The sequence below is a fragment of the Bariatricus sp. HCP28S3_A7 genome, assembly GCF_052066375.1.
GTDB lineage: Bacteria > Bacillota > Clostridia > Lachnospirales > Lachnospiraceae > Allocoprococcus.
Map to the genome: position 1 here is coordinate 107,456 of NZ_JBQHSG010000006.1, position 23,200 is coordinate 130,655.

General features: G+C 43.7%; 25 protein-coding genes and 1 other annotated feature. Of the genes, 3 read left to right on the forward strand and 22 right to left on the reverse strand.

Features of this window, described 5'->3' with window-relative positions; genetic code table 11:
- Window positions 1-19: 19 nt before the first annotated feature.
- The 20 genes from ACTNA4_RS06295 to ACTNA4_RS06390 form a co-directional block, all read right to left on the reverse strand.
- On the reverse strand, window positions 20-664 hold the full coding sequence (locus ACTNA4_RS06295; protein WP_427820621.1) for a TetR/AcrR family transcriptional regulator: 645 nt from the start codon (window positions 662-664) through the stop codon (window positions 20-22).
- Window positions 665-842: 178 nt separating this feature from the next.
- Window positions 843-1,397, reverse strand: a complete 555-nt coding sequence (locus ACTNA4_RS06300) for a hypothetical protein (protein ID WP_441029151.1) — start codon at window positions 1,395-1,397, stop codon at window positions 843-845.
- Complete coding sequence (locus ACTNA4_RS06305; protein WP_441029153.1) at window positions 1,327-1,530, reverse strand: AAA family ATPase; 204 nt, start codon at window positions 1,528-1,530, stop codon at window positions 1,327-1,329. Before ACTNA4_RS06305 ends, ACTNA4_RS06300 begins: the two co-directional genes overlap by 71 nt.
- A 32-nt stretch (window positions 1,531-1,562) precedes the next feature.
- On the reverse strand, window positions 1,563-1,667 hold the full coding sequence (locus ACTNA4_RS06310) for an AAA family ATPase (RefSeq protein ID WP_441017448.1): 105 nt from the start codon (window positions 1,665-1,667) through the stop codon (window positions 1,563-1,565).
- A 10-nt stretch (window positions 1,668-1,677) separates the two neighbouring features.
- Complete coding sequence (locus ACTNA4_RS06315; protein ID WP_441029155.1) at window positions 1,678-2,733, reverse strand: hypothetical protein; 1,056 nt, start codon at window positions 2,731-2,733, stop codon at window positions 1,678-1,680.
- 53 nt (window positions 2,734-2,786) lie between these two features.
- Complete coding sequence (locus tag ACTNA4_RS06320; RefSeq protein ID WP_441017442.1) at window positions 2,787-4,829, reverse strand: glycoside hydrolase family 13 protein; 2,043 nt, start codon at window positions 4,827-4,829, stop codon at window positions 2,787-2,789.
- Between the two features lie 16 nt (window positions 4,830-4,845).
- Window positions 4,846-6,627 carry an ATP-dependent zinc metalloprotease FtsH gene (ftsH, locus tag ACTNA4_RS06325; RefSeq protein WP_427820643.1) on the reverse strand — a complete coding sequence of 594 codons (1,782 nt, stop codon included), beginning with the start codon at window positions 6,625-6,627 and terminating at the stop codon, window positions 4,846-4,848.
- 58 nt (window positions 6,628-6,685) lie between these two features.
- Window positions 6,686-7,207 (reverse strand): hypoxanthine phosphoribosyltransferase, encoded by a 522-nt coding sequence (gene hpt, locus ACTNA4_RS06330; protein WP_427806163.1) that lies wholly within the window; start codon window positions 7,205-7,207, stop codon window positions 6,686-6,688.
- Window positions 7,208-8,626, reverse strand: coding sequence for a tRNA lysidine(34) synthetase TilS (gene tilS / locus ACTNA4_RS06335; protein ID WP_441029157.1), 1,419 nt, complete (start codon window positions 8,624-8,626; stop codon window positions 7,208-7,210). It abuts the gene before it with no gap.
- Window positions 8,623-10,077, reverse strand: coding sequence for a SpoIIE family protein phosphatase (locus ACTNA4_RS06340; RefSeq protein WP_427806165.1), 1,455 nt, complete (start codon window positions 10,075-10,077; stop codon window positions 8,623-8,625). Before ACTNA4_RS06340 ends, tilS begins: the two co-directional genes overlap by 4 nt.
- A gap of 73 nt (window positions 10,078-10,150) precedes the next feature.
- A complete protein-coding gene (locus ACTNA4_RS06345) occupies window positions 10,151-10,486 on the reverse strand; it encodes an FtsB family cell division protein (RefSeq protein WP_441029159.1) in 336 nt (111 codons plus the stop codon).
- A gap of 84 nt (window positions 10,487-10,570) precedes the next feature.
- Window positions 10,571-10,924: a spore cortex biosynthesis protein YabQ gene (gene yabQ / locus ACTNA4_RS06350; RefSeq protein ID WP_427806167.1), complete on the reverse strand. Its 354-nt coding sequence runs from the start codon at window positions 10,922-10,924 to the stop codon at window positions 10,571-10,573.
- A 6-nt stretch (window positions 10,925-10,930) separates the two neighbouring features.
- Window positions 10,931-11,206, reverse strand: coding sequence for a sporulation protein YabP (yabP, locus tag ACTNA4_RS06355; protein ID WP_427820644.1), 276 nt, complete (start codon window positions 11,204-11,206; stop codon window positions 10,931-10,933).
- Between the two features lie 156 nt (window positions 11,207-11,362).
- Window positions 11,363-11,602, reverse strand: coding sequence for an RNA-binding S4 domain-containing protein (locus ACTNA4_RS06360; RefSeq protein WP_427806169.1), 240 nt, complete (start codon window positions 11,600-11,602; stop codon window positions 11,363-11,365).
- A gap of 70 nt (window positions 11,603-11,672) precedes the next feature.
- Window positions 11,673-11,948, reverse strand: a complete 276-nt coding sequence (locus tag ACTNA4_RS06365) for an HU family DNA-binding protein (protein ID WP_427806170.1) — start codon at window positions 11,946-11,948, stop codon at window positions 11,673-11,675.
- 179 nt (window positions 11,949-12,127) lie between these two features.
- Window positions 12,128-13,861, reverse strand: coding sequence for a phospho-sugar mutase (locus ACTNA4_RS06370; protein WP_441029161.1), 1,734 nt, complete (start codon window positions 13,859-13,861; stop codon window positions 12,128-12,130).
- A gap of 90 nt (window positions 13,862-13,951) precedes the next feature.
- Entirely contained in the window at window positions 13,952-14,944 is a 993-nt protein-coding gene (locus ACTNA4_RS06375; protein ID WP_441017432.1) for a CotS family spore coat protein, read from the reverse strand.
- A gap of 34 nt (window positions 14,945-14,978) precedes the next feature.
- Window positions 14,979-16,310 (reverse strand): CCA tRNA nucleotidyltransferase, encoded by a 1,332-nt coding sequence (locus ACTNA4_RS06380; protein ID WP_441029163.1) that lies wholly within the window; start codon window positions 16,308-16,310, stop codon window positions 14,979-14,981.
- A gap of 33 nt (window positions 16,311-16,343) precedes the next feature.
- Window positions 16,344-17,783: a proline--tRNA ligase gene (gene proS / locus ACTNA4_RS06385; RefSeq protein ID WP_441029165.1), complete on the reverse strand. Its 1,440-nt coding sequence runs from the start codon at window positions 17,781-17,783 to the stop codon at window positions 16,344-16,346.
- A 92-nt stretch (window positions 17,784-17,875) separates the two neighbouring features.
- Window positions 17,876-18,085: a binding site (T-box leader), on the reverse strand.
- Between the two features lie 82 nt (window positions 18,086-18,167).
- The gene (locus ACTNA4_RS06390) at window positions 18,168-19,127 is read right to left on the reverse strand and encodes a calcium/sodium antiporter (RefSeq protein WP_427806175.1); all 960 of its coding nucleotides are present in this window, start codon (window positions 19,125-19,127) and stop codon (window positions 18,168-18,170) included.
- A gap of 335 nt (window positions 19,128-19,462) precedes the next feature.
- On the opposite strand from ACTNA4_RS06390, the gene ACTNA4_RS06395 reads away from it, so the two are divergent.
- The 3 genes from ACTNA4_RS06395 to nagA all read left to right on the forward strand — a co-directional run bounded on the left by ACTNA4_RS06395 (window position 19,463) and on the right by nagA (window position 22,264).
- Complete coding sequence (locus tag ACTNA4_RS06395; RefSeq protein WP_441029167.1) at window positions 19,463-20,146, forward strand: RluA family pseudouridine synthase; 684 nt, start codon at window positions 19,463-19,465, stop codon at window positions 20,144-20,146.
- 215 nt (window positions 20,147-20,361) lie between these two features.
- Window positions 20,362-21,087 (forward strand): glucosamine-6-phosphate deaminase, encoded by a 726-nt coding sequence (gene nagB, locus ACTNA4_RS06400; protein WP_320812952.1) that lies wholly within the window; start codon window positions 20,362-20,364, stop codon window positions 21,085-21,087.
- Window positions 21,088-21,127: 40 nt separating this feature from the next.
- On the forward strand, window positions 21,128-22,264 hold the full coding sequence (nagA, locus tag ACTNA4_RS06405; RefSeq protein WP_320812953.1) for an N-acetylglucosamine-6-phosphate deacetylase: 1,137 nt from the start codon (window positions 21,128-21,130) through the stop codon (window positions 22,262-22,264).
- 75 nt (window positions 22,265-22,339) lie between these two features.
- Here the strand turns inward: nagA and ACTNA4_RS06410 are convergent, their stop codons facing one another.
- Together ACTNA4_RS06410 and ACTNA4_RS06415 are read right to left on the reverse strand one after the other, a co-directional pair.
- Complete coding sequence (locus tag ACTNA4_RS06410; RefSeq protein WP_441029170.1) at window positions 22,340-23,002, reverse strand: HAD family hydrolase; 663 nt, start codon at window positions 23,000-23,002, stop codon at window positions 22,340-22,342.
- Window positions 23,002-23,163: a hypothetical protein gene (locus ACTNA4_RS06415; RefSeq protein ID WP_320812955.1), complete on the reverse strand. Its 162-nt coding sequence runs from the start codon at window positions 23,161-23,163 to the stop codon at window positions 23,002-23,004. The genes ACTNA4_RS06410 and ACTNA4_RS06415 overlap by 1 nt, the downstream gene beginning before the upstream one ends.
- Between the last annotated feature and the right edge of the window lie 37 nt (window positions 23,164-23,200).

Below are 23,200 nucleotides of genomic sequence, written 5' to 3' on the forward strand. Positions count from 1 at the left end.
CCTTACTTCATATTTATCTTCACCTTAGATTTTCTGAAAAATCCTCCGTTTTCTTTGCAATACCGTACATGATCATATCCAATAATTCCGATAATCTGCTCTCATGTGTCTCGATCACTTTTTGTATATCTTCATTCTCATAATACATCTCCCGGAAATAGCCATTATACATTTCCTGCATTGTCATCAGATACTGAATCGCTTTCTCAACACTTACCCCTTTTCTTAATTCCATCTGAAACAGTAATTCTGCATAGCGTTCTTTTAAACACTCATCATAACCAACTCTCAATTCTTTCAACTCTTTTATCAGATGCCTTGGAGGCATCAAAACACTATTAAAGAAAATCTGCGCATAATACGGGTTTTTTTCAAAGAAAACCTGTCGGGCATTTAAGAGTTCTTTCAGTTTTTCCTCCACACTCTCCGAATGACAAACTGTATTCTTAATATGTCTCGTCATTTCTTCATAACATTGTTTCACACAGATTAAATACAATTCATCTTTATTTTTGAAATTGTGATAGATCAATCCTTTTGATATATGATTATCGCTGCAAATTGTATTCAGTGAGGCCGCTTCGTAACTCTTCGTACCAAATTCTGCAATTGCCGCCTGAATGATTTTCTCGCAAGTGAGTCTGGTTTTTTCTTCCTTCTTCATAAAGCCCTCCTTTTCTTGACTGCATGGTCAATAATACTACAAACAAACCATGTGGTCAATAATATCTCATCATTTTTATTCTCCAAATTCTTTAATAACAAAAAAAGCAAGTATATTCCGGCTGAACTATTTTTCAGATTTTAGCTAGCCACAATATACTTGCAAATTTCATTTTAATTTAGAATGTACTTAGAGCGACGCGATTCATATATGCGTTCATTGCTTTCTTATCTCCAAGCAGCAGAGCTTTGATAAAATCGTTGTAATCCGGCTCCACGCATTTGAGCCATCCCCGTACCATGGTGCTGAACATTCGCTCAACTTCATAATTGGTAAGCACCAGTTCATACTTCGCCTCTTCCCCGTATTCCAACGACTCCTCCCGTTCAAAGCTCAGTACTTTCAGATAACCACTTGCAAGAAGCAAACTCCAGATTGCAGATTCATTATTATCTAGTTGATTATATACAATCTGTTCGTCAATTGGCGTACGAATTGTTTCACCGCAGAGAAGATTTTCAAATTTTTCTTTAATTGTGCGGTTTCCTTCCCGAAGCAGTTTCCCAACGAGACTATTAGAGCTGGTGTTAGCCCAGTATGTCCTAAAATCCTTTTTATCAAGATAATTCAAAATCGACCATGGATTGTAAATATCTTTACATTCACCAAAGATAAATCCGTCGTACCAGTATTTTACCTGTTCTTTCTTTTCTGACAGTCCACATTCGTCCAAGATAAGCTTCCTGCATGGGCGTATCATACTCATCAAGAAGAATAATGACTTTTTTCCCATAGTATCGATACAGATAGTTCGATAATTGGTAAAGTGCCGATGTCGCATCAGGATTCCTGATATCTTCTGCCAAAATTCGATCATAAAAACTTCGGTCTGCATCTGTTAACGCATCTGTATCTCTCTCTGATCTGCATAATCTATAGAGAAAAAGCGTTCTAACATACTCAAATTAAGCGTCTTACCAAAACGTCGCGGACGATTAATCAATGTGACACTGTCACCGCTCTCCCACCATTTTCTTCAATTCCGCCAATCTCATTTGAAACATCTCTGCTTCTTTTTCCATATCCCCAAACTTCTTCATATCCATTTCACGAACCATCCGAAGTCCGATATGTTTTACCGCTTCTTGTGCCGCCTCTCTCTGCGACATCTGCGCCGGGAAAACGGTCTGGCACTTTGCGCCTTCCAGATTATCATATGACAAAAAGCACTGATTAAAATCCATGAGCGGATACAAAGACACATACTTATTCGTACGGTTGTCCACCAGAAATCCCCAGTTCTCCGGATGCCGGTCCGTATTTCCGGTCAGATAGTCCAGTATGTTCATCCCATAATATGTAACAGGATCCATTTCTTTGCAGACTTCCAGTGTATCCAGATTATGATTACACGCATAAATATCGAATGCCATTTTAGAAACCATGGAATATTCTTTCGAAGTAATGATATCACTTTCCGATACGATTTCTCCGTCATATTCATGTTCGCGATAAATGACCTGCGGAATGTCAAAGCACTGGCAGATTTCACTTGCCAGTACTTCTCTTTTCACCGCTTCTGCTTCTCCGTCTTTTAATAACTTAAATCCCGAATCGCATCGGATCCAGGCCTTGGGAAAGCATCCTCTTGTAGATAAATCCGGCGCCAGTTCCTGATTCGTAACCGTCATCTGGCGCCCCTTAAGAGTGAGTTCGACAATCGCTTCATTCAAAGGATTATCATATAAATTTATTTCATCAAATGTTGTTCTGTCCCCTTCGTTTCTCACCCAGTATACATCCGTCAAAGAAACACATCGGTACGACAGTGATATATTCGCCCTGTCTTTATCCGTAACTGCCTGCATGACTCCGATACTGTTCAGAATATCTTTTGCGTATTTTCGATCCAGAGACAATACTCTTGATGCGCACCAATGATTAAAATTATTTACATTATTTACAAGCACATCGATGTCATTATCATCTTCCACATCCAAATATAAATCATACGGCATAAACGATTCTTCAAAGATCTCTGCCTTTCCGGAAGATGAAATCTTTGCCACTATTTTCTCCATATGCATAATTTCATAAACAGTTACTTTTTTCAAGGTTTTCCCTACCATTTCTTATTCTTCAATACAATCGCCGATTTCGGTCCCATCATCAGTGACAGAATTCCCTCCTTCACCACATACTCATCAAACGCACCGATATAGCCTTCTATATAAGAATACATGATTCGTGCCATATTGGAACCTTCTTTCACTTCCGCAGGCATGACATTGACATGAATCTCCCGAAGTTCGTCTGCGCTGTTGATGATTACGATAATCTGTTCATCTCCCCAGAATCTTCCGTACGCAAGAAGTCCCGGTCCCCATTTTAACATTTTAAGAGAACCTTTCTTCAATGCAAGATTTTCTCTGTGAATACGGATCATTTCCCGGTAAAAACTGATCATCTCTTTGTTTTCGCGTCCCCATGGATAGGTTCTGCGGTTATCCGGATCCGTGAACCCACAGACTCCGGCTTCATCTCCATAATAGAGTGTTGGCGCACCGATCCATGTCATCTGCATCACAATGGCAGCACGCATAATTGCAAGATCCACTCCCTGATTCGCAGCTTCCGGTCCCAGTTCTGCGACTCTTCCGACCTTATGGTTCGTTCTTGTAAGGAAACGTGAATGATCATGGTTAGAAAGCTGGTTCATCGCCGTCTGCAGGGATGGGGTCATCATACTTGCCATATGATGCTTCATCGCATTCACAAAATTATCTGCATTCCCCAGAAGATCCTCACGGTATTCGTCACTATGCTTTTCCATCCCGGTGAGGAACCAGGTCAGAGGTTCCATAAACGCGTCATAGTTCATGACCGTATCCCATTCGTCGCCTTCCAGCCATTCTCTCGGATCTCCATAATGCTCTGCCAGAATTAATGCATTGGGATTCGCATCTTTCACAACCTTGCGGAATTTTTTCCAGAATTCATGATTGTATTCGTTACTTCTCCCCAGATCAGCCGCGACATCCAGACGCCATCCATCCACATTATAAGGCGGTGAGACCCATTTTTTTGCCACGCCAAGTACATATTCTTCTAATTCTTTCGAATCTTCATAATTCAGCTTCGGAAGCGTGTCATGTCCCCACCATCCATCATAACTGGCATTTTGCGGCCACTCACTGTCATTATTATTGTGGAACAGGAAATAGTTCCGGTATGGGCTCTGTGCGCTCATATATGCCCCAGGCTGATATCCTTCCACCTGATCATAAATCATTTCCCGATCCATCCATTTGTTAAACGAACCACAATGATTGAATACTCCGTCAATAATTATTCTCATTCCGCGACGGTGGATCTCTTCAACCAGCCGGATAAACAGCTGATTGCTGGCTTCCAGATTTTCTTTGTCCGTTGTACGAATCCGGTATTTATCAGCGTGATAATTACTCTTTTCCCCGGGTTCCAAAAGTCTACCGCCATCTGTCACTATCTTTCCAACATGTGGATCAATATAATCATAATCCTGCGTGTCATATTTATGATTGGACGGAGAAACGAATAATGGATTACAGTAAATCACTTCTACTCCAAGACTCTGCAGATAATCCAGCTTATTTATCACGCCCTGTAGATCTCCTCCATAGAATTCACGCACATCCATCGGCTGCGGATAGCGGTACCAGTCTTCCACCTTTTGTACTTGATCGCCTATATAGAAGTACTCCCCTGTCTGAACATCATTGGTTGGATCTCCGTTGCAGAAACGATCCGTATAAATCTGATACATCACCGCCCCCTTTGCCCACTCTGGTGTGGCAAATCCGGGAACAATCCTGAAATCATAGTATTCTGCGTAATCGTCTCTCGCTCCCCACTGGTTATAATAGCAGACTTCTTCGCCTTTCAAAATTTTAAAATAATATCTGAATTCCTCAGTGTCAAGCTGCCAGTCAATGCAATAATAATCAAACGCGCCTTTTGAGATCATTTTCTTCATCGGAAAGCTCTCATCCTTGATGCACATCAGTACTTCATCCACATCGTCCTTTGCCGTCCGGAACCACAATTGTATCCATTCGTCTACTTCCGGCTCCGGCTGGCTAACATATGCCTCAGTGCCATCGCAAAACAATGCTTCTTTATTCATAATGTTTCCTCAATTCCTAATCAAATAATGCTTCAAATTCTTCTCTTGTAATCTTTTCTTTCTGAAGCAGAAGTTCCGCGCAGGCATTCAATACATCTTCATGTTCTTTAATGATCTGTTTCGCCCGGGCATAACATTCATCTATAATTCTCTTAACTTCTGAATCGATCGTAGACGCAATCTGCTCACCATACGCACGTGATGAATGTGCAAGATCTCTTCCCAGAAAGACTTCATCACTGTCATTATCGTAATTTACCAGCCCAAGAGCTTCCGACATACCAAATTTCGTCACCATAGATCTCGCATAGGCGGTTGCCTGCTTGATATCCTGAGATGCTCCGGTTGTGATGTCATCAAAAACCATCTCCTCAGCAGCTCTTCCACCGAGCGAAACTGTGATATCCTGAAGCATCTGGCCTCTGGTATTGAACATCTCATCCTTTTCCGGCAATGGCATCGTATACCCCGCCGCTCCCGATCCAGTAGGAATAATGGATACACTGTACACAGGTCCCACATCAGGAAGTACATGGAACAAGATCGCATGCCCTGATTCATGAAATGCTGTGATCCGTTTCTCTTTATCCGAAATAATACGGCTCTTTTTCTCCGCACCGATACCTACTTTCACAAATGCATGCCGGATGTCTGCCTGCTGCAGATACACACGCCCTTCTTTAGCAGCCGTGATCGCTGCTTCATTCAACAGATTTTCCAGATCCGCGCCGGTAAATCCAGCCGTTGTCTGGGCAATCTGCTGCAGATCCACATCCTCCGCAAGTGGTTTTCCTTTCGCATGGACCTGAAGGATCTCAAGTCTTCCCTGCACATCCGGTCTTCCAACGACCACTTTTCTGTCAAACCGCCCCGGGCGAAGAATGGCAGGATCCAGAATATCCACACGGTTCGTCGCAGCCATAACAATAATTCCCTCATTCGGTCCAAAGCCATCCATCTCTACCAGAAGCTGGTTCAATGTCTGCTCTCTCTCATCATGGCCTCCGCCCATACCTGTTCCGCGGCGTCTTGCCACCGCATCAATCTCATCAATAAATACAATACAGGGCGAATTGTGTTTCGCATCCTCAAAGAGATCTCTCACACGGGATGCTCCAACTCCGACAAACATCTCCACAAAATCGGAACCGGAAATCGTGAAAAACGGGACCCCGGCTTCACCAGCCACCGCTCTTGCAAGTAAAGTCTTACCGGTTCCCGGAGGTCCCTCAAGCAGCACCCCCTTCGGGATTCTTGCTCCAACCTGAATATATTTCCCCGGAGCTTTCAAAAAATCCACGATCTCTTCCAGTTCTTCCTTTTCTTCTTTCAGGCCGGCAACCTGGTTGAACTTGACTTTATTTTCCGCTTCTGTGCTCATCTTCGCACGGCTTTTCCCAAAATTCATCGCCTTTGCATTTGCACCACCCTGGCGATTCATCATCATAACCAGAAGAACAAGTGCACCTATCATCAAAAGCGTTGGTAACATCGTTGTCGCAAACCAGCTTTCCTGTGGTACAGAATCCACATAACAGATTACTTCATCATAAGAGCTCAGAAGCTCCTGTGCTTCATTAACGTCTGTGACATACAGTTCTTCCAGCACACCATTATTTTTCTCAATCCTTAGCGTGCCATTTGGTGCTACCTTGTCCGGCTTTACTTCAACTTTCTTAATATTATTATCTTGCAGATCTTCCTGGAACTCCCGGTAAGTATATGCCTTCTCCTGTTTCTCGGCCTGATTCATAAACCAGTATGCTCCTATCATAAAAACAGCACAAAGAAGAAGCATCAGCCCGCTGATTCCTCTTGTCTTATTATTATTATTCAATTATTGCTCCTTCCACCAATTACATCTCTACGCATCCGATGTATGGTAAATTTCTATATTTCTGTGCATAATCTAATCCGAACCCTACCACAAATTCATCCGGAATATTAAATCCTACATAATCAACATGCACGTCTTTAACACGCCGTTCCGGTTTGTCGAGTAATGTACAAAGACGCATACTCTTAGGTCCCCTCTTCTGAAGAATTTCCAGCAGATAAGAAAGCGTACGTCCTGAGTCCACAATATCCTCAACTACAAGTACATCCTTTCCTTCCAGCGATTCATCAAGATCCTTCGCAATCTTCACAACTCCGCTGGATGAAGTTCCGTCACCATAGCTGCTGACACTCATGAAGTCCATGGAAACCGGCACAGTAATCCTCTTTGCCAGTTCACACATGAAGAAAACTCCTCCCTTAAGTACACAGATCAAATGTACCTGTTTTCCCGCATAATCCTCACTGATCTTTTTTCCTAATTCTTCAATTCTTGCATTCACTTCTTTTTCCGGTATTAAAACCTTAATTTTCTCTGCCATTTAGGTACCTCCATTTATCGTAATCTCCAAAACGGTCTTTGTCTGTTCCGTCACTTGATATCCCTTACTTTGACGATATCCCACAATCCAGAGAATTCTCTCCTTTTCCGCGATCAGCGGAATTTTATCTCTTTTGTCCGACGGAATTTTCTCATTCACAAAATAGGATTTCAGTTTCTGCGTATTTCCTTCTTTATCAATCGCAATCCTGTCTCCTGCCCGTCTGTTGCGTACAAAGACGTTCTCTTTTATTATATCATAATCGAACCATTTCGTGTATGTTTTTTTCGGAATCCCCTCAAGTCCCTGGGTGAACGGAAATTTTCTGCAAGAAACCTTCCAATCTCCATACTCAACTCTCCATTCCTCTGTTTCATTTACATTCGGGATACATACAATTTTGCCTTCGTTTCCCATTTCTGTACCATTGGTCTTCGTCTCATTTCCAAGAGTCAAATCAATTCCCTCATATGTCCGTACCGCACGCATTTTATAAGGAAGATCAATTTTTCTGCCCGTCTGCTTATCCAGCAACTCTCTGATTTGAACTACATGAACCTCATCCAGATCCTTTTCTTTTTTACTAAGACAAACCATTGCCTGTCTTAATACCATTCTGCCGATCAGCTCATCCTGTTTACGGAACTCCTGCTCAGAAATATGGATTTTCCCCCGCTCCTCTTTCACGCACTTCCGATACGCTTCCCTCATCCGGCGTTCCAGATATTCCTGTACCTCTCGAAGCTGCTCCATAGCCCCATTAATATGTTCTACCGTTTTTGAATTAATGTTCTCTGTAAAATATGGGATGACATGGTTTCTTATCTTGTTTCTTGTATAAGTATCTTCCAGATTTGTTGCATCCATACAATAAAGGATTCCTTTTTTCTCCAAAAATTCTTCTATCTCCATCCGGTTCACACAAAGAAGCGGACGAATGTAATCTCCCTTTACAGGGCAGATCCCTCCAAGTCCTTTCATCTTGCTTCCTCTGGCGAGATGTAGAAAAAATGTCTCTGCATTGTCATCCTGGTGGTGTGCCAGTGCAATTCTGGTACCACCATATTTGATTGCTGTTTCACGAAACGCTTTTCTTCGTAGCTCTCTTCCGGCTTCTTCTTCGGAAAGTTTTTCCTTTCTTGCATATTCCGGGACGTTCACATGAAATACTTCGCAAGTAAGCCCCAGCTTCCTGCAGATGTCTCGCACGTACTCCTCATCCGCATCTGCTGCTTCACCGCGGATCCCATGATTCACATGAACGATAACAAGATCAAATTCCATACTCTTTCTCAATTCTTCCAGCACAAAAAGAAGGCACATTGAGTCTGCACCTCCCGAAACACCTGCTATCACGGTATCCCCCGCTGTCAGCATATGCCACTTTTCCATAAACTTTTTTATTCTATTCAGCATCATGATTTTCCTTTTGTACGATTTTCTTTCTTCGTATCATTAGAGTAACACATCTCCCAGATTCCTGCCACCAAAACTGTCATGTCATCTTTCGGTTCACCGTTTGTCAGTTCCAGGACACTTTGCAGGATATAATGGGCCAATTCTTTCGGATTTTCAAGCGATGTTCCTCCGATGATCAGATCCAGCAATTGCTCCTGCTCTCCCGAAGGCAGTGCATCCAGGATTCCATCCGTGACCATCACAACAACATCACCCGATTCCAGATTTCTTCTGAATTCTCCGCTTTGCTGATTCGGCACTACGCCGAGCGGAAGATTTTCAGAATAGATATGCTCCATTCCTTCCCTTTTCCGTATAAACGTAGGTGCAGCGCCAGCTTTTATAAATTCACATTCCCCACTGTACAGATCAAAAATACTCATATCCACAGTAGAAAAACATACTTCTTCTCTTCCCATGACCAGTGCTGTATTCATCATAGACAGTGCCGTCTGTCTGGGAAATCCCGCCTTCAGCAATTCTTCCAACATATCTACGATCATCGCACTTTCTCTGGAAGCACGTTCTCCGGATCCCATCCCATCAGAAAGGATTGCCGCCTCCTGACCACCGGGCAATCTCGTCATCAGGTAACTGTCTCCCGAAATCTTCTGACATCCTTTTCCGATTTTTGCGATGCCTTGCATCGTATAATATCCCGGTCCTTCTACACAAACTACCGTACAGTATTCCTGACTCATCACCGGCCTTTCCTCGCTGGCAGGACACATTTTCCGTCCGACACAGTCCGAAAGTATCTCTGACAGTTTTTTCGTTGTCATACATACCCCTTTTTCTGTTTTCCCCGTAATATGAATCTCATATCGCCCCTGCGGATTCACAAAAAATACAGAGCTCAGCATCCTGACTCCTGATCTTTTCAGGTGCATCTTCAGCTTTTTTTCCAATGGCGGATCCTGAAAAATACTTGCATCCAGTTCCCTGGTCGCATGCTGTATCATCTGGGCGAACGTATCCAGTTGGACTGCGCATCCTTCCCGGTTTAAGATCATTTTATTGTTCCAAATCAGTGTTTTCTTTGCTTCCTGAAACACATCCAGAATAGTCCTGAGAAAACGAGGCGCCTGAATACAGCTTTTCTGAAGTTTTCGTTTCATCTCTACATTCAGTTCAGTACCGTATTTTTCCACCGCACAAAGCAATTCATAAATGAGCAGATCGATCTGTTCCCTGTTCTGTCCGGTACAATGCTCCCTCCGCTCACAGGAACCGCACACCCGATCCTCTATCTGTCTGATCATTTCCTGAACTTCCTCAGCACTGAAACCCTCCCTGGTTCCTTCCATTTTCAGAAATGTATCCGCCAGATGTCTAAGGGACTTGGCAAACTTGTCCGCCTGCGTTACATACGGACTTTGCATCACCGTCACTTCGTTTCTGTTTTCTCCCATCTGCCTGCCTCCCTTACTATAATACAAAGAGCTCTGGAATCTCTTCCAAAGCTCATCATTCGTGAATACGTCATCAATTAGCCGCCTTAAACAGGATCTCATTCTGCTTAATCAATCCCAGCTTCTCTTTCGCAACATCTTCAATATATTCATCTGTTCCCACATATTCTTTCAGTTTATCAATCTCTTCCGAGCGATCCTTCTCATCATCCAGCTGTGCCATAAGTTCTGCTTCCTGAGCCATGTATTCTTTGTTTCTCGCCTGTAACGCCATTCCATGAATAACAATTACTGCGCTGAGCATCACAATAATACTGCTGATTGCCAACACACTTCTCTTATGATTCTGAAGCCTGCTCTTCGAATGTCCTTTCCGGATCTTCCGATTCTTCTGCTTTAAGCTTCCCATTATATATACTCACCCTTTACTGTTGTTTCCAACCGGTATATTCCCTATTATTACTTATATAAAATCCACAATTGTAAAATAATATTATCTTTTTTCCCCAGATTTATCAATAGTTTTTCCGTTTTTTTTCTCCATCAAATCAGATAATTTTTGATCGATTTTTTTTGTAAAAGCAACGAAAAAGTGCATCAAAATCGCCCCAATCACAACACCTAGTACAAAATACCACCTTATCTCACCATTACTTGTGTGGTAAATTTGCACAAAAAAGTACTGTGATACAAAAATCCAATATATGAAATCTTCTATGTTGATCACCCATAATGCATGGCGGAAAATCCTTCTCAGCACCCTAAGACTTAAATATACAGCAGTCACAAAAACTCCGGTTATGATTGCGTGAAGGAACACCAAAAACTCTTTTTCAATTCCCAACATATTCGGTTACCGGAAAAGTTTTGTCAAAAAATTTTCACCTTGTTTTCCTGCCGAATTAATATTGGAATATGCCACACTGTCAATATTCCCCGACAAATCCACCTCGCCCTTTTCCAGGCTTAAACGGTTCACATGCATGTCCGTTCCTTTCACCATAAGCATTCCCTGATCCGTTTCCAGCAGGATTTCATTTAGGTCAAACGACAATACATCCAGAACTCCCGTCACCATACTGGTTTTTCTGTTGTTGATTACAAGCTTATGATTGTGCGTTTTCGGCATCTTACTTTCTTCCACCACTACCCCCAACCTTTCCATCTATGATACATGCGGATCCCTCCGCGCATTCACCCATGATCCGGATATGTTCCGGTCATTCAGTGCCTTGATATCATTTTATGAATGTATGGGATAATATATGTTAAAAACTTTATAGAATTACAGGTATCGGAACAACTCGGCAGCTTCGTCCTTCTTTGTAGTTTCCTTTAGCTCAAGCACTTCCACTTTTACAGTCTTTGTTCCGAACTGAATCTCAATAATGTCCCCTTTTTTCACTTTAACGGATGCCTTTGCTACCGTACCGTTCACCATAACTCTTCCGGCATCACATGCCTCATTTGCCACAGTCCTGCGCTTGATCAGGCGCGATACCTTCAAAAACTTATCTAATCTCATATCATTATTTCTCCTACAAAAATAGAGAGCGGCCAGCGCTCTCTATTTACATTCATCAATCCAAAACCAATTATGCGTTTACAGCATCTTTCAAAGCTTTTCCTGCTTTAAACTTCGGCGCTTTGCAGGCATCAATCTTCATGGTCATACCGGTCTGAGGATTTCTTCCTTCTCTTGCAGCTCTTTCACTTACCTCAAATGTTCCAAAACCTACCAACTGAACTTTTTCCCCTTTTTTCAGTTCTTCTGTAACTACATCAACAAAAGCTTTTAACACTTTTTCTGCATCTTTTTTAGAAACCTCTCCCTGCTCTGCCACTGCTGCCACTAATTCTGTTTTGTTCATGAATATTTCCTCCTGTATCATAATCACTCGAATACCAACTGTATTCTACCTCGTACTAAAGGCTGACTGCGTCCTTGCAGAATGCCCTATGTAAAGTTATATCGGGTTTTAAAGCCTTTGTCAAGCCTAAATCCTTCTTAGGAACACCGAAATACAATTCTTTCCGGACAAACTGTTTTCTACAACATTTGATCCACCATAGCAAGCACTGCTTTTCCAAGTTCTTCTGATTTAGCATCTGCATCTTCAAGAGAAGTTCCCTTAATTCCATAATAGAATTTTACTTTCGGTTCGGTTCCTGACGGACGAACACATACCCATGCATCATCATTCAGTTCATAATAAAGAACGTTGGACTTCGGAAGGCCTGTCGGTGTTACTTCGCCGGTTGCCAGATCTTTGATTGTATCTGCCTGATAATCTCTTGCCTTCTGCACCTTGTAAGCACCGATCTCAGCCGGCGGATTATTGCGCAGTGTCTGCAGGATGTTCTGGATCTTTTCAAGTCCTTCAATTCCCTTCATGGTGATTGACTTGATATCATCCTTGTAATAACCATATTTCTCGTACATTGCAACCATTGCATCCCATAATGTCATATCTTTTGTCTTATAGTAAGCTGCTGCTTCGCAAAGAGCCATTGTTGCTACGATTGCATCTTTATCTCTTGCATGTGTTCCGATCAGACATCCATAGCTTTCCTCAAATCCAAAAAGATATTCACCCTTTCCACTTGTTTCAAATCCAAGAATCTGCTGTCCGATATATTTGAAACCTGTCAGGACTTCGATCAGTCCTACATTATATCCTTTTGCAATGGCATCCGCCAGATTGGAAGTAACGATCGTCTTGATCAGGTATCCGTCTTCCGGAAGGCCTTTCAAGGCTTTCTTCTGTCCAATCTCGTAATCAGCGAGCAGACATCCTGACATATTTCCTGTTAATGTATGGTATACGCCGTCTTTATCTTTTACACGCACTCCAAGTCGGTCTGCATCCGGATCTGTTGCAAGTACCAGATCGGCATCTACCTCTTTTGCAAGCTTAAGTCCAAGTTCAAATGCTTCTTCTGCTTCCGGATTCGGATAAGAAACGGTCGGGAATTCTCCATCCGGGAGTTCCTGTTCTTTCACAACATATACATTTTCAAAGCCAAGTTCCTTAAGTACACGTCTGGCAGGTATATTTCCGGTTCCGTGAAGAGGGCTGTATACGATCTTCAGATCCTTACCCACTGCATCAATCGCATCCTGATGCAGTACCTGCTCTTTTAATCTGGAAATATGTGCGTCATCAATAGCCTGTCCAATCACTTCATAGAGACCGGCCGCTTTCGCTTCTTCCAGTCCCATCGTCTTCATCGTTGTATAATCGGTAACAGCAAGAACCTCATCCATGATACCTTTATCATGCGGAGGAGTAATCTGTGCTCCATCTTCCCAATATACTTTATATCCGTTATATTCCGGCGGATTGTGGCTGGCCGTAATGTTGATACCGGCAATACACTTCAGTTCACGCACTGCAAAAGACAGTTCCGGTGTCGGGCGAAGTGATTCGAATACATATGCTTTGATTCCGTTCGCTGCCAGACAAAGTGCTGCTTCATCTGCGAATTCCGGGGACATACGGCGTGAGTCGTAAGCGATCGCCACTCCGCGTTCCTTCGCACCTGCTTTGATGATATAGTTCGCAAGTCCCTGTGTTGCCTTTCTAACAGTGTAAATATTCATGCGGTTCGTTCCGGCTCCGATCACACCACGGAGTCCTGCTGTACCAAACTCCAGATCTTTGTAAAAGCGCTCCTTGATTTCCCCATCATTATCAGCAATTGCTTTCAGTTCTGCCTGTGTGTCCGCGTCAAAATACGGGTTAGTACACCATTCTTCGTATCTCTTTACATATTCTTCCATCTCTTTTTTGTACCTCCATTTGTTCTGAGTACATTTCTCCCTCAAGGGCACATTCTGGTACTCGCTTTATCCCTATTATACACTACTTGGCTATAAATGAAAAGCAAATATATTCGATAAAAAGCGCTTCTTTTCCTCATTCTGGCGAATTGCCGTCCTCAGTTTTTCAACATTTTTCTCCGGAATCCATGCTTTATTCGAGTGGTAATACAAATTCACAATTTTCCAGAACTTCTCCGGGTAAGCGAGCCTCACTGCAAGATAATCCCTTTCTTTTTTCCCGAGTGTTATTTCCGCATCGTACATTCGCAGCATTTTATAACCGAGACGCTCATCATACCTGTATTTCTCCATTGTTTTTCTCAGGAAATAATAAAAATCATCCAACTGGAGTTCTCTGTGCGCACGGTCAAATCCGGTAACTGCCAATCCCTCTTTGCAAAATAGCAGATTATGATAATTGTAGTCTCCGTGAACCCAGGTCCCTTTCTCCTGTGCCTCCTGCCATAACCGTCGGTATCCGGTCTCTTTCAGATGCTCGTTCGCCCCTTCTGCCCATTCGTACATCCGGTCACAGCCTTTCAGGAATTCCGTCTCAAATGCTCCTTTGACACTTCTTTGGCAAATGAACGTACGCACCTTCCGCAGTTCCCGGTTATGCCGCCTGAATTCCTCTTCCAGCGGAAAACTGATTTCGGCTCCCGTTGTGTCCTCACCGGGTATCCGCATCAGTTTGTGCAGCTTTGCCAGGTATTTCGTTCCCTCCAGCAGCTCCGCTTCCCGGCGTACATCGCATTCTCTCCCCTGGAACCATCGTCTTACCATATACCCGGTTCCGTCATCAGCCGTCGTAATATACGCTCCCTCTTTGTTTGCCAGTGGCATATCCACCATACAGATTCCGCTTTCATTCAGCGTTTTGTACAGTTCGATGAGCACGGGCAGCCTTTTCGGTGCAATATATACTTCTTTTAAAAGAAACAGCCCGCGATCCGTATCGCACAAAACAGCACCCCTGATTCTGTGGGTGCTGTTTACTTCCATCTGGTATTGTTCTAAGACACTAATCCCATAATCTTTCATGGCATCCCCCTGCACGTTTCGTTTTCATGTCTTTCTAGTGTATGCCCCGAGATACCATTTTTAGAAGAACTTTCTTCTCATTCTTTTCAGGATCATCAATCACTTCTTTTAAAAGCGTTTCCAACATCTCGCCGATCTGGGGCCCCGGTTCCATTCCCGCCTCGATCAGATCACGTCCCGTCACGGCAAGGCCCTTCAGCGATACACACTGTTTCAATTCCAGAATTTCTTTATATAATTTTTCTATCTGCTCAAGATTTTCTATCTTCTTCGTCTTCTGATACTCACTTTGTCCGGCAATATCGGCACGCTGCACCAACAGATAATACGGGAATAAGTCCTCTCCGATCCTGTTCATTGCACGCCGCACATATTTCGAAGCAGCCGGCATTCTGTAATCATGAAAACGCACCAGCTTGCTTACCTTTCTTATAGTATCATTATCAAACTTGAGGCGCTGCAGAATCCTTCTTGCGATCTCTTCACTGACACATACATGTCCCCTGAAATGTGCGACCCCTTTCTCATCGATCGATTTCGTCACCGGTTTTCCCATGTCATGAAAAAGCATGGTAAGCCGCAGTACCTTCTCAGGCGCAATGTTCATCATCGTATGGATCGTATGCTCGCCGACATGATAGCAGTGATGAAGATTCTCCTGCTCTGTTACCATCATAACGTCGAATTCCGGGAGAATCACGGATGTGATACCAAGTTCATATGCCAGCCGGATGCGCTCCGGGTGCGGAGATACCAGCAATTTGACGAGTTCCACCTGTATGCGCTCGGCACTGATATTTCTTAAATTCGATGCCAGATCGCTGATTGCCTCCCGGGTCTTCTCTTCAATGTCAAATCCAAGCTGAGCGGAAAACCTCACTGCGCGGAGAATCCGAAGCGCGTCTTCCGAGAAACGTTCCCCTGCATTCCCCACACATCGGATCACTTTCTGATCCAGATCCTGCAGACCGTCAAAAATATCTACCAGCCCGGCCTCCTCATTATATGCCATGGCATTGATCGTAAAATCCCGCCGTTTCAGATCTTCTTCCAGACTGCGTGTAAACTGAACTTCTTTGGGATGTCTGCTGTCTTCATATTTACCGTCTATCCGATAAGTCGTCACTTCAAAGCCTTCTTTCTCCAGAAGTACCGTGATCGTCCCATGTTCAATTCCGGTATCAAAGGTACGTTCAAACAACGCCTTTGTTTCCAAAGGCGTTGCTGATGTTGTTATATCCCAGTCCTGCGGATCCCGTCCGAGGATACTGTCCCTGACACAGCCTCCTACGGCATATGCCTCGTACCCGTGATCCTGTAAAGTTGTAATAATATGATGCACCTTGTCAGGTAATTGAATCTTCATATTTCTTTACATTCACCTGTTCTTTATACTATCTTAATATGCCTTGCCGAAATAAACCATATGTTTCGCAGGTTTACCGCAATAAATACATGTGTCACTGATCGGATCTTCTTTGCAGATGCATCTTGAAGATGCGCCGCCGGTCTCGTATTTGATCTCGCCCTCGCACTCTTCGCTTCCGCACCACATTGCTTTGATGAATCCACGGTTTTCATTGAATTTCTCTTTCATTTCATCCATGGTCACCGCTGTATCAATATGGCTGTCAAGGAATGCTTTTGCCCGGTCATACATGTCTTTCTGGATCGTTTCCAGAATTTCTCCGAGTCTGGTTGCAATTTCATCGATCGGAACAATAATCTTCTCACGTGTATCGCGGCGTACAACGACAACCTGTCCCTGATCGATGTCTTTCGGTCCGATTTCAATACGGGTCGGAATTCCAAGCATTTCCTGCTCACTGAATTTCCATCCCGGGCTCTTCTCGGAATCATCGATCTTCACACTGTAGCCGGCTTTCGCTAATGTATCAACCAGTTCATTCGCTTTTTCGAGTACACCTTCCTTATGCTGTGCGATCGGAATCACTCTCGTCTGAACCGGAGCAATTCTCGGAGGCAGTACGAGTCCGCTGTCATCACCGTGTACCATGATGATCGCACCGATAATACGTGTGGAAAGTCCCCATGAAGTCTCATATACACTGTGAAGTTCATTATTCTTATCCAGATACTTGATGTCAAATGCATCCGGGAAGCCGCTTCCGAAGAAATGGCTGGTTGCAGACTGAAGTGCCTTTCCGTCATGCATCAAAGCTTCTACCGTATAGGTGTCCTGAGCACCTGCGAATTTCTCGCTCTCTGTCTTAGGACCTGATACAAACGGAATCGCCAGAGAATCCCGGATAAACTCCTGATATACTCTGAGCATAGTAAGTGTTCTTTCCTCAGCCTCCTCATAAGTCGCATGAATCGTATGGCCTTCCTGCCATAAGAACTCTCTGGAGCGAAGGAACGGTCTGGTTGTCTTCTCCCATCGAAGTACAGAGCACCACTGATTCCATACCTTCGGCAGATCACGATAGGACTGCACGGTTCTTGACCACAGATCGCAGAACAAGGTCTCAGAAGTCGGGCGAATACACATTTTCTCCTGAAGGCGTTCCATTCCTCCCTTTGTTACCCATGCTACTTCCGGTGCAAATCCTTCGATATGGTCACTCTCTTTCTGCAACAGATTCTCCGGAATCAATACAGGAAGATAAACATTCTCTACACCTGTTTCTTTAAATCTCTTATCCAGGTCAGCCTGAATCTTTTCCCAAATCGCATATCCGTTCGGCAAATAATTCAAACATCCTTTCACGCTGGAATAATCACAAAGTTTCGCTTCACGAACCACATCCGTATACCACTGTGCGAAATCTACATCCCGCGAAGTAATTGATTCTACAAATTTCTTTTCTTTTGCCATGTCAAACCTCTCCTCTTCTATTTTTTGATCTGTTTCAGGGGTGCAGTATAACTGGCATTCAAGATAAAAACGCCGGTTCTCCCGCCCCTGACAAAAGGGACCGGAAAACCGGCGGTACCACCCTGATTAACCGTCTTACATGGTAAAACAGTTCACTTCATTTCCCGTTAACGCCGGGTGCGCTGTATTTTCATACAGGAACTCCAAGGCAGGTTCTATATCTTCCATGTAGTTTCCTTGCAGCAGACGGAAACCTCTCTGTGCCACTTCCAATATATACTAATCCTCTTCACAGTCCACGTGTCTATCGCTTCTTTTCAGATACTCAGAATTTTAATTGAGATTTCTATATTTGTCAACCCGTCTTTGCAGATTTTCCCACAGTTATCTCACATAAATATAAGCAAAATATACTGCATACAGCATTAAAAAGAGCACACCCTCTTTCTTTGACAATTCTTTACGGCTTTTCGCACAGATCAGCGCAAATACACTAAATACGATCAGTATGAACATATCATATATTGCATTGATATCTACCGTGATGGGGCAGATTGCAGAACTTGCTCCAAGAATCAGAAGTATATTAAATATGTTCGAACCGACTACATTTCCCAGAGCGAGATCATTTTCTCCTTTTTTTGCCGCAACCATGGATGTCACAAGTTCCGGCAGGGAAGTCCCCATCGCAACGATCGTCAGACCAATAAAGGTCTGGCTCAGTCCAAACCGTACTGCAATCTCCGTAGCCGAATCTACAACCAGATCTCCTCCCAGAACGATTCCGGCAATTCCACCGATAATAAAAAGTGCACTTTTTGCCGGAGTCATGACTGCATAATCCTCAACCGGCATCGCATTCCGTGCTCTCAATGCCTCCTTGACCTGGAGAACCAGGAACAGTACAAACATGATAAGAAGGATCACACCACTCACTCTTCCGAGCACAAATTCACCTTCGCCTGCAAGGATTTGACTGAAAGCGAACCTTGTTGTCATCAAAAGCATCACTGCAGTTATAAGGATAGAGAACGGAAATTCTTTCTTAAGCACACTATCTGTAGCCCGAAGCGGCTTCATCAACGCACTACAGCCAAGTACAATCAGAAGATTAAACATATTGGACCCTAAGACATTACTTACAGCAAGTGAATTTTGTCCTTTCAACGCTGCAGTTATACTCACAGACGCCTCCGGCATACTGGTTCCAAATGCCACAACAGTAAGTCCGATGATAATCGCAGGCACTTTCAGAATTTTCGCCACGCTGGAACTTCCTTCCACAAAAAAATCTGCTCCTTTAATCAACAAGACAAATCCCAGAATCAATAAAACATAGACCATACTTTTTCCTCCCATTTTTATCATATATTTTGGCGGTGCTGAGTTTTGTGTTTTGAGTCGTTTTCTGAATACAGCAATGTATTTTAGGCAAATAAAAAAGACTTTTTATTGCAAACCCCTGCACCTGTGGCATAAAATTGCAATAAAAGTCTCGCTAATTGACAATACGAACCGGATTATGTTTAAATAATCGTGATGACGATTTCGTATCACACTGAATTCGGCAATGAATTTCCTGACAAAACGAATCAATGGAAGCTACTCCCTTTTACTGGAGATAAGTGTAACTTCCTTTTTTTCAAAAGTCAAGCAAAAAAATTCTTCGGAGGAAAATTATGGAACATCTCAATATATTATATGAAGATAAAGACATCATTGTCTGTGACAAACCTGTAGGGATTCCGGTACAGACCCGCAAACTCGGACAGGCTGATATGGAAAGCATTCTGAAAAATCATCTTGCATCCACATCGTCCGGCTCCAGGGCGCCTTATCTGGCCGTGATCCACAGACTGGACCAGCCCGTATCCGGTCTCATGGTTTTTGCTAAAAACCCTAAATCAGCTGCTGAACTGAGCCGACAACTAACGGGGAGCGGATTCTGTAAGGACTACCACGCTGTATGCTGTGGCACATTGCCAAATTCCGTCGGAACACTGGTCGATTATCTTGTAAAGGATGGAAAGACCAATACTTCCCGCGTCTGCTCCAAAGATACACCTCAGGCAAAGCGCGCAGAGCTCTCTTATGAAGTCATTGATACGCAGCACATGGGGAATGGCGATACACTGACCACGGTAACTGTGCACCTGAAAACAGGACGGCATCATCAGATCCGCGTACAAATGGCACACGCAGGTGCTCCTCTTTGGGGGGATAATAAATATAATCCGCAATTTGTCCAGACACGAGGATATACTCCTATTTCCCTCAGAGCATATCACCTCAGTTTCCGACATCCTGCAACCGGGAAACAGATGAATTTCACTTTAGAGCAGCCGCAGGGGACTGCCAGTTGATCCGCTTCCTCTTGTCCTTGACATGCCATTTTACCTCCTCTGTCTTTGAAACTCAGTATAAAGAATGCTACATATTAATAAATAGCACAATTAATGCTTTTTTTTGCACTTTCCATGCTTTCGATTTGCACTATCTTGTTTTTTAGTATTTCTTTTGATACATTTATCATATGAAAGTACAAAATACTGATAAGTTTATTGGAAAGGGGAAAATTATGAAAATCTACAAAACCAAAAATTATGATGCTATGAGCCGTACTGCTGCCAATATTATTTCAGCACAGGTAATTCTGAAACCGAACTGTGTTTTAGGGCTTGCTACCGGTTCTTCACCAATCGGGACTTATAAACAATTGGTTGACTGGTACAATAAGGGGGATATCAATTTTTCACAGGTTACTACTGTGAATCTGGATGAATATAAGGGACTTACGCGTGATAATAACCAGAGCTACTACTATTTCATGCATGAGAATCTGTTTGATCATGTAAATATCAAAGCTTCTTATCTTCCGGATGGCACAAAAGAAGACGCCACGGAAGAATGCCGTCATTATGAAGAGATCATCCGTTCCCTGGGAGGAGTGGATCTTCAGCTTCTCGGTCTTGGTCACAACGGACATATCGGATTTAATGAACCGGCTGATCATTTTCCAAAGGAAACCCACTGCGTAGACCTTCAGGAAAGAACCATCGAAGCCAACAAACGCTTTTTCGCATCCATCGATGATGTTCCGCGGCAGGCATACACCATGGGAATCGGCACGATCATGAATGCCCGTAAAATTCTGATTATTGTGAGTGGAGAAGATAAATCGGAAATTGTTCGCGATGCTTTCTTCGGGCCAATCACTCCGCAAGTACCGGCTTCTATCCTTCAGCTCCATCCGGATGTATCACTGGTCGCAGATGAGGCTGCTTTATCCAAAATACCACAGTAACATCTGTTCCATACATTAGAAAGAAGGCTGAATAATAATTATGATTATCAGAAATGCACTTGTTTACAGAGAAGATAAAACATTTTCCAGGCAGGATATTCGAATTACAGATGGAGTGTTTGCGGATATCTGCCCTTCCTTAATACCTGCCGAAACTGAATCCGTTCTGGATGCAGATGGGCTTTATGCCATCCCGGGACTAATCGATATCCATTTCCATGGATGCATGGGACATGATTTTTGTGACGGTACTGTAGAAGCGATTGATGCAATCACTCGCTATGAAGCTTCTTGTGGTGTCACATCCGTCTGTCCTGCAACCATGACGGTGTCCCCGGAATTGCTTGCTCAGGTTATGGATGCAGCACGTACCTATAACGAATCACCTGCCCGTCCGGGACAGTCTTCTCTTGTCGGTATCAACATGGAAGGGCCTTTTATAAGTGAAGCCAAAAAGGGGGCTCAGGCTGCCGAACATATCCGGCTTTGTGACGAAGCGCTTTTCAACAGTCTTCAGGAACGTTCAGGCGGTCTCATCAAGCTGATCGATATTGCCCCGGAAAATGAGGGCGCAATGGAATTCATCGATGCGCTCCACGACAGAGTTACCATTTCTCTGGCACATACTACTGCAGATTATAAGACCGCCAAAGAAGCCTATGACCGTGGTGCCAGACATGCCACCCATCTGTACAATGCCATGCCTCCCTTCACGCACCGTGCTCCGGGAGTCGTCGGTGCCGCTTTCGACAGTCCGCACTGCCGTGCCGAGCTGATCTGTGACGGTGTGCATATCCATCCGTCTGTCGTCAGGGCTACCTTCCGGCTGTTTGGCGATGACCGCATGATCCTGATCAGTGACAGCATGCGTGCCGCCGGAATGGAAGACGGTCAGTATACACTTGGCGGACAGGATGTTGCTGTAAAGGGGAAATACGCCACACTTGTCAGCGATGGTGCTCTTGCCGGTTCCGTAACCAATCTGATGGACTGCATGAGAACCGCTGTCAAAGAAATGCAGATCCCTTTGGAAAGTGCCATTGCATGTGCCACCATGAATCCGGCAAAAGCAATCGGAATCTATGACCGTTACGGAAGCATTTCCACCGGAAAAATTGCCAATCTGGTACTTCTGGATCAGGATCTGAATCTCAGTCAAGTCATCATTCACGGATAATTATACCGGATTTCAGACTTTTATAATTCAAGAGCTGTGCCTCATCTGAAGCACAGCTCTTTTTTGCCTTTTATTCTATTTCTCCAGTTCTTCCACAAGCGGAATCACCTCGATCAGGGAATTTACCCGCCGGTAGTAAAGACTCTGAATCTCTTCCGTCGGTTCAACAAGATCCGGCACCATGACCGGAATCATTCCTGCCGCATGAGATGCTCGAATCCCGGCCGGAGCATCCTCCAAAGCAATGCTTTTTGCAGGGCATACCCCGACTGCTTCACAAGCTTTAAGATAGATCTCCGGATCAGGCTTCGCCTTTGTAACCATATCTCCAAATACACATCCGTCGAAATATTTCCATATTCCGGCCTCTGTGAGCAAACGGACAGAGTATTCCCGCCTGGATGAAGTCGCAAGTCCGATCTGAATTCCGCTTTCTTTCGCAAATTTCATCAGTTCGCGAACGCCCTTCTTCATGGCTATCCCTTCCGACTCCGCAATCTCATAGAAAATTTTCCGCGTCAGATTATTGAATTCTTCCATTTGGAAATCTTCACCATATATTCTTTTAAAATACACTTCCCGCTGTTTTACATTAAATCCCAGTGTATGGTAAATCTGTTCCCCGACACGTCCATAACCGAGTTTCGTTCCTGCCTCATTCCAGCTTCGCTGCACCACCCGTTCCGAATCAAAGATCAGACCATCCATGTCAAATATCAGTGCATCCACTCTTCTCATCAGAACTCAATACCCTTGCCCATGGCATCCTTCAAATAAGTGGTGACATCCTCCAGCTTCTCAAGGATCTCTTCTCTCTCTTCCCAATCCTCACCTGACATATCCACATTCACCAGTGCCTGCTTGATTCCCTTTATCTGTTTAATTAAATCTTCTGTCATTGTATACTCCCCTTTCTCGATAACTGTCTCAACATGG